The sequence below is a fragment of the Mycobacterium sp. UM_Kg1 genome (assembly GCF_000972925.1).
Classification (GTDB): domain Bacteria; phylum Actinomycetota; class Actinomycetes; order Mycobacteriales; family Mycobacteriaceae; genus Mycobacterium; species Mycobacterium hiberniae.
The window spans coordinates 1-7,304 of the sequence record NZ_JRMK01000170.1 but is presented as its reverse complement, the minus strand read 5'-3'; the positions used below and the strand labels follow the sequence as shown (position 1 = coordinate 7,304).

Here is a 7,304-nt window from a genome sequence, read left to right as displayed (position 1 = left end):
CGCAGGAGAGGTGAAGCTGGGCCGCCGCATCAGTCCCGGCGGCTAGCGAGCCTCGACGCAGGAGAGGCGAAGCTGGTCAGAGAGTCACCAGTTCGGCGTCCCGGGTTTCGTGCATCACCAGCAGCGCCGCAAACGAGCAGGCGGCCACCGTCGCCAGATAGCCGCCCACCCAGGCCACGCCATGGCTGGTGACCAGCCAGGTGGTGATGAACGGCGCCACCGCCGCTCCCAGGATGCTCGCCGCGTTGTAGGCCACACCCGACCCGGTGTAGCGGACGTTGGTGGGGAACAGCTCCGGCAGCACCGCACTCATCGGACCGAAGACCAAGCCCATCAGGGTCATACCGACGATCAGGAAGGCCAGTATCGTGCCGGTGGAGGCGGTCGGCTTCAGGAACGCGCCGAAAGTGGCCCCGTACACCATGATTCCGGCGGTGAAGATCAGCAGCAGGGGGCGCCGGCCGAAGCGGTCGGCCAGCCTTCCCACGATGGGCAGCACACAGACGAAGAACACCACGGCGATCAACTGAAGTCCGAGGAAGTCGGCATAGCCGTAGCCCAGCCCAAAACCCTCGGGCGGGCGTTTGGCGGTGCCGTAGCTCAAGCTCCACGTCGTCGCGGTGTAAAAGAGCGTGTAGGGCACCACCATCACCAATGTGCCGATGATCAATTGGCGCCAGCTGCCCCGCAGCAGCGCCGCGATCGGAGCCTTCACCGGCGCCCCCGCGGCGACCGCCTGCGCGAAGACCGGGGTTTCGGTCAGCCGCAGCCGGACATACAGGCCGACGGCCACCATGACGGCGCTCAGCAGGAACGGGATGCGCCAGCCCCAGGCCAGAAATGCCCCAGGACCGTCCGCGCCGGCGGAGACCGGTCCCGACCACCGGAACAGGATCAGGAAAATCATGGTGGCGAGCAGATATCCCAGCGGCGCACCCAGCTGCGGCCAGATTCCCGCCGTCGCCCGCCGGCCCGGTTTGGCGGTCTCGGTGGCCAGCAGGGCCGCCCCGCTCCATTCACCGCCGATCGCCAGCCCCTGGCTGAACCGCAGTACGGCCAGCAGCACGGGGGCGAGCAGACCGATCTGGTGATAGGTAGGCAGCACGCCGATCAAAAACGTGGCGATACCCATCAGCAGCAGCGAGGCGACCAGAGTCGACTTCCGGCCCAGGCGATCACCGAAATGGCCGAACAGGATCGAGCCCAGCGGGCGTGCCACGAACGCCAGGCCGAACGTGGCCAACGAGGCCAGCAGCGCCGCCGTGGAGTCGCCATGCGGGAAGAACAGGTGCGGAAAGACGGTGACGGCTGCGGCCGCATATATGTAGAAGTCGTAGAACTCGATGGTGGTGCCGACCATCGCTGCCACCGCGATGCGCCGGCGCGGAACGCCTGCGACGAGGTCGCGCTCCGCGGCGCCCACGGTGCCACGGGGCGCTCCGCCGGCACGATAGGCCGTGCTCACCTCAGATGCCCGCCTCATCGACGACTCCGTACGCCCGGTCCACCAGCGCGTCGATCCACGCGGTGATCGGCGTGCCGGCGGCGGCTTTGTTGGCCGGGTTGTCCAACACCCGCCGCACAATTCCTTCGGCGATGATCGCGACTTTCCACAGGCCAAGAGCATGCCAGTACTGCAGCGTCCCCGCGTCACGCCCGGTCAATTCCAGATAGACCCCGGCCAGCTCCGCCCGGTCCGGGAAGCCCTCGAGCGTGCTGATGATGAAGTCCCCGGCGGTCTGCTCCTCGCCGGCCTCGGGCCAGTACGCGAGCAGACTTCCCATGTCTGCCAGCGGATCTCCGAGGGTGGACAACTCCCAGTCCAGCACCGCGATCACCTGGCCGTTGCCGGGGTCGGTTATCACGTTGCGCAGGTGGAAGTCTCCGTGGACCAGGGTCAGCTCCTGCTGCTGCGGCACGGCGGCGGTCAGCCGCCGGGTCAGCTCGTCGAGTGCGGGCAGTTCTCGCGTCTTGGACTTCTCCCACTGCCCGGCCCAGCGTTTGAGCTGACGCTGGGCGTACGGCTTGTGGCTGGCCAGATCCTCGAGGCCCACCGCGGCGATGTCGACGGCGTGAATCCTGGCCAGCGTCTTGGGCATGGACAGCCCGATCTGCCGGCGCCGCTGCGGGGACAACGACTCTCCCACCGACATCCGGTCGACCACCACCCCGTCGATGTACTCCATCAGCAGCAGCGGCGTGCCTTCGCCGTCACGCGTCAGCCCGTAGACCCGCGGCGTGGGGACATCGGTGTCGCCCAGCGCGGCAAGGATTCGCGCCTCCCGTGCCACATCGTGCGCCGATGCCAGTAGCGTCCCCACCGGCGGACGGCGCAGCACCCAGTGATGACCGGCGCTGTCGGAGACCCGATAGGTCAGGTTCGACTGCCCGATCCCGATTCTCTCGAAGGTCAGCGGGCCCTCGACGGGCAGGCCCAGTCCGGCGATCCAGGTCGCCGCAGCGACCGGATCGATTCCCAGTGGCTCTTGGACCACTCATCCCTCCCGGAAACCGGTTGCGTCACCGAGGATCTGACCACCATCGATGACGAGTGTCTGCCCGGTGATCCAGCTGGCCGCATCGGAGACCAGAAACCTCACCGCGTCGGCGACGTCGACCGGCTCGCCGATGCGGCCCAGCGGCATGGTGGCGGCCAGGTCCTGCTCGTGTTCCTTCCACAGCACCTCGGCCAGTCTGGTGCGCACCACACCCGGACAGATGGCGTTCACCCGGATTCCGGGGGACAGTTCCAGCGCGAGCTGTTTGGTGATGTGGATCAGGGCCGCCTTGGTGGCGTTGTACATGCCCATCAGCGGCGCGTGGCTCATTCCGCCGATCGATGCCGTGTTGACCACCACGCCGCCGTTGTCGCCCATCCACGCCTTGACCGCGCAGGAGGTCCACAGCAGCGGTCCCCACAGGTTGACGTCGAAGATCTTGGCGAACCGGGCGTGGTCCTGCTCGATCAGCGGCCCGAATGCCGGATTGGTACCGGCGTTGTTGACCAGGATGTCGACGCTGCCGAAGCGTTGCAGGGTGAGCTCGACGCAGCGGCGGGCTGCGTCGTCGTCGGCGACATGGGCGGCCACACCCAGCGCGGCGCCGTTGACCTGGGCCGCTGCGGCGTCAGCGCTGTCCTGGGTGCGCGAGGTCAACACCACGTTGGCACCCGCCTCGGCCAGTCGCTGTCCGATCGCCAGCCCGATCCCCCGCGACGCACCGGTGATTATGGCGGTGCGTCCGTGGAGATCCGGTGTGGTCACCGGGGATCCTCGCGGTACTTGCGCAGTTCCTGACGGGCGATGGCGCGCTTGTGCACCTCGTCGGGGCCGTCGGCCAGCCGTAAGGTGCGCAGGTGCGCCCAGAAACCGGCCAGCGGGAAGTCCTCGGTGACCCCGCCGGCACCGTGCACCTGAATGGCCCGGTCGACGATCTTGAGCGCGATATTGGGCGCTGCCACCTTGATCGCCGCGATCTCTACCTGCGCTGCCTTGTTGCCGACGGTGTCCATCAGGTAGGCGGTCTTGAGCGTCAGGAGCCGGACCATCTCGATGTCGATACGGGCCTCGGCGATCCAGTCGCGAATGTTGGCGTTGTCGGAGACCGGCCGGCCGAAGGTCACCCGGGACTGCGCGCGCTTGCACAGCAGCTCCAGAGCACGCTCAGCCATGCCGATCGCCCGCATGCAGTGGTGGATCCGGCCGGGTCCGAGCCGCGCCTGGGCGATCGCGAACCCCTCTCCCTCGCCCTTGAGCACGTCCTTGGCGGGCACCCGAACGTCGTTGAAGTCGATTTCGGCGTGGCCTTCGCGATCCTGATAGCCGAAGACCGTCACGCCGCGCCGGATGGTGACTCCCGGGGCGTCGATGGGAACCACCATCATCGACTGCTGCCGGTGGGTGGCGGTGTCCGGGTCGGTCTTGCCCATCACGATCATCACCTTGCAGTTCTGATGCAAAGCATTGGAGGCAAACCACTTTCGTCCGTTGAGCAGGTAGCCGTCACCGTCGCGCACCATGGACAGCTGGACGTTGGTGGCATCCGAGCTGGCCACCTGCGGCTCGGTCATCGCGAAAGCCGACCGGATGGTGCCCTCCAACAACGGCTTGAGGTAGCGCTCTTTGTGTTCGTCGCTGCCGAACAGCGTGAACACCTCCATGTTGCCGGTGTCGGGGGCGCTGCAGTTGCAGGCCTCCGGAGCCAGATGCGGACTGCGTCCCATGATCTCGGCCAGGGGTGCGTATTCCAGATTGGTCAGGCCCGGCCCCCACTCGGGGGGGGGGTGAAACAGGTTCCACAGGCCGCGCGCGCGGGCCTGGGCTTTGAGCTCTTCGATGATCGGGGGCTGGAAGTGCGGGTCGCCGGATTCGGCCATCTGCGTCTCGTACACCGGCTCGGCCGGGGAGACGCACTCGTCCATGAACTCCAGCAGGTTGTCGCGGTATTTCGTTGCGCGTGCGGACATTTCAAACAGGGACATACCAGCTCCTCATCTAGGACACCTCGGGGTCGAGCAGGCCCCGCTGGTAGCGCCGCATTCCGCGCAGCCAGCGGTCGTAGTCGGCGGCCTTGTGCCGGAACATCTCCAGCACGGCCGGGTGCGGCAGGATAAGGAACCGCTCGTCGTCGATGGCGGCCAGCACCTGTGCGGCCACGTCGGCGGGTTCGAGAACCTCGCCCGCGGCCGTGACCGCGCGGGTGGCCAGCTCGCCCATCGGGTCACCGGATTGCTCACCGGCGTAAAGCAACGTGGTGTTGACGCCCATGGGGCACAGGCAGCTGACCCGCACACCCTTGTCGCCGTAGGTGATGTTGAGCCATTCGGCGAATCCGACAGCCGCATGCTTGGTGACCGAGTAGGCGGCCCCGCCCAGTTGGGTGAGCAGGCCGGCCGCCGAGGCGGTGGAGACGAAGTAGCCCTGTCCGCGGTCCACCCAGCCCGGAACCAGCAGCTGAGCCGCCCGGATATGGGCGCGCAGATTGACGTCGATGGCCACATCCCAGTCGGCGTCGCCCGCCAGGCCGGTGGCACCGACGATTCCGGCGTTGGCGAAGTAGAGGTCGACCGGGCCGTAGGTCTGTTCGGCCAGGGCGATCAGTTCCCGGATGGTCTCGGTGTCCGAGACGTCGCCGCCGGCGGCGATGGCGGCACCGGGGTGCGCGCTGTTGATCTCGTCGGCCACCGCGCGCGCGGCGGTGGCGTCGAGGTCGGCCACGACGACCTTTGCCCCGGCGTCGGCCAGCGCCGCGGCCAGGGCTCCCCCGATGCCGCCGCCGCCCCCGGTGACGATCGCGATTCGGTCGGCAACCTTCATCGGCAGCATCCCCGTTCTTCCGTGCGCGCCGGCAATGACATTAGTTGAATCCGATCTCAGGTTCGATTGGTGGATGTGCGGAATTGCAGGGCGTTCGCCCACAGTCGGGTCACCGTGGCGACCAGGGCCTCAAAATCGGCGCCCGATCCGCCGGCGCCGTCTTCGCCGACGAATGTGGCGTAGGCCAGCCGACTGACCATCCCCGACAGTGCCCGCGAGGCCAGCAGCGGGTCGACGTCGGCGTCGGCGATCCCCCGCGCCTGCAGGTCGGCGATTCCGGCGGCGTTGCGCGTGATGAACGCCTCGGCCCGCCGCGCCCGGAAGGCGCGGAACTTCGGGTCGATCTGCGCCACTTGCTCGAGCAGTCCCATCAGCTGGGCATTGCGCCGGTAGGCCTCCAAGTAGGCGCGATTACTGGCCTCCAACACGGCGTAGGGGTCATCGGAATCGCTGACCCGGCCCATGCCCGGGTGCATCATGTCCTGCTGCGACTGTTCGAGGACGGCCGCGAAGATCTCCTCTTTGTTGGCGAAATAGGTGTAGAAGGACCCCGTCGCACAACCGGCGGCCTTGGTGATGTCGATCAGCTTGGCGTCGAGATAGCCGTCACGCTCGAAGACCTTGCGGGCCGCGGCGACCAGCGCCGCCCGGGTCCGCGCCCCACGCACCGTCGCCGGCAGCTGGCGCGCTGCAACGGTGTTCACCCCGGCAGGCTAACTGAATTCGATGTCAACTTCACTGATTTCCTCGGGACACGCTCCGAAGTCCCCCAGCATCGCCTCTGCCTCCGGTTCGGGCAGCGACTCCACGCCGCGCAGCTTGCGTTCGATGGCGCGGGTGCGAATCCCCGCTGAGTCGATGGTGTTGCGGGCGGTGTCGAGCTGCTTACGCGTCTTCTCCAGTACCGCGGCGAACTTTCCGAACTCGGTCTTGACCGCTCCGAGGACCTGCCAGACCTCGCTGCTGCGCTGCTCGATCGCCAGGGTGCGAAAGCCCATCCGCAGGCTGTTGAGCAGCGCGGCTAATGTCGTCGGCCCGGCCAGGGTGACTTTGTACTTGGACTGGATGCGCTCGAACAGCCCCGGTTGCCGCAGCACCTCGGCATACAGACTCTCGGTCGCCAGGAACAGGATGGCGAAATCCGTGGTGTGCGGCGGCTCCAGGTATTTGTCGCAGATGTCGCCGGCCTCGGCTTCGATCCGCCGGACCAGCGCCTGGCGCGCGGCGGCCTCCCCGGCGGAGTCGGCGTGTTCCTGCGCTTCGAGCAGGCGCTCGAAGTCCTCCCGCGGAAACTTGGCGTCGATGGGCAACAGCACCTCACCGGCACCGGCGGCACCGGGCAACCGGATGGCGAACTCCACGCGGGTGTTCGAGCCCGGAACGGTGTTGACATTGGTGGCGTACTGCTCGGGCGTCAGAGTCTCAGCCAACAGCGCGGCCAACTGCGTCTCCCCGAAGATGCCCCGGGTCTTGACGTTGGTCAGGACCCGCTTGAGATCGCCGACGCCGGTGGCCAGGGTCTGCATCTCACCCAATCCGCGCTGCACCGCCTCCAGCCGCTCCGAGATCTGGGTGAAGGACTGCGCCAGGCGAGTCTCCAGGGTGGCCTGCAGCTTCTCGTCCACCGTGGCGCGCATCTTCTCCAGCTGCGCGGTGTTCTCGGCCTGCAGGCTCCGGAGCTGCCGGTCCAGGGTGGCGCCCAGTTTGTCCTGGGTGCCCTGCAAACTCGCCCCGAAGCGGTGCAGCGTCAGCTGCCACTGATGGAACGCCTGGGCGAGTTCGGCCCGCCCCGCATGCTGCTCTTCGCGCAGCGTGCGCTCCACGCGTTCACTGTCGCCGCGCAGCGCGGCGAGCTGTTCGGGCGTGATCGCCCCGCCTCCCGGGCGCACGAGCACCACCACCTGCAGTATGACCGCCAGCAGCGCCAGTGAGGTGAGGAGGATCAGCAGTGCTGTGTCCATGCCGGAAAGGTAGCGCGGGCCACCGACA

Annotated in this window: 7 protein-coding genes; all 7 read right to left on the bottom strand. The window is 67.7% G+C overall.

Going from position 1 to position 7,304, the window contains the following annotated elements; genetic code table 11:
• Positions 1 to 76: 76 nt before the first annotated feature.
• The gene (locus LI92_RS18585) at positions 77 to 1,360 is read right to left on the bottom strand and encodes an MFS transporter (protein ID WP_502691478.1); all 1,284 of its coding nucleotides are present in this window, start codon (positions 1,358 to 1,360) and stop codon (positions 77 to 79) included.
• 106 nt (positions 1,361 to 1,466) lie between these two features.
• Positions 1,467 to 2,495 (bottom strand): phosphotransferase family protein, encoded by a 1,029-nt coding sequence (locus LI92_RS18580; protein WP_046321552.1) that lies wholly within the window; start codon positions 2,493 to 2,495, stop codon positions 1,467 to 1,469.
• Positions 2,496 to 3,263: an SDR family oxidoreductase gene (locus tag LI92_RS18575; RefSeq protein ID WP_046321550.1), complete on the bottom strand. Its 768-nt coding sequence runs from the start codon at positions 3,261 to 3,263 to the stop codon at positions 2,496 to 2,498.
• On the bottom strand, positions 3,260 to 4,480 hold the full coding sequence (locus LI92_RS18570; RefSeq protein WP_046321548.1) for an acyl-CoA dehydrogenase family protein: 1,221 nt from the start codon (positions 4,478 to 4,480) through the stop codon (positions 3,260 to 3,262). Before LI92_RS18570 ends, LI92_RS18575 begins: the two co-directional genes overlap by 4 nt.
• Before the next feature lie 13 nt (positions 4,481 to 4,493).
• Positions 4,494 to 5,315 carry an SDR family oxidoreductase gene (locus tag LI92_RS18565; protein WP_046321559.1) on the bottom strand — a complete coding sequence of 274 codons (822 nt, stop codon included), beginning with the start codon at positions 5,313 to 5,315 and terminating at the stop codon, positions 4,494 to 4,496.
• A 56-nt stretch (positions 5,316 to 5,371) separates the two neighbouring features.
• A complete protein-coding gene (locus LI92_RS18560) occupies positions 5,372 to 6,019 on the bottom strand; it encodes a TetR/AcrR family transcriptional regulator (protein WP_046321546.1) in 648 nt (215 codons plus the stop codon).
• 9 nt (positions 6,020 to 6,028) lie between these two features.
• Positions 6,029 to 7,304: DNA recombination protein RmuC (locus LI92_RS18555; RefSeq protein ID WP_286135190.1), on the bottom strand; the 1,276-nt coding region annotated here is incomplete at its 5' end.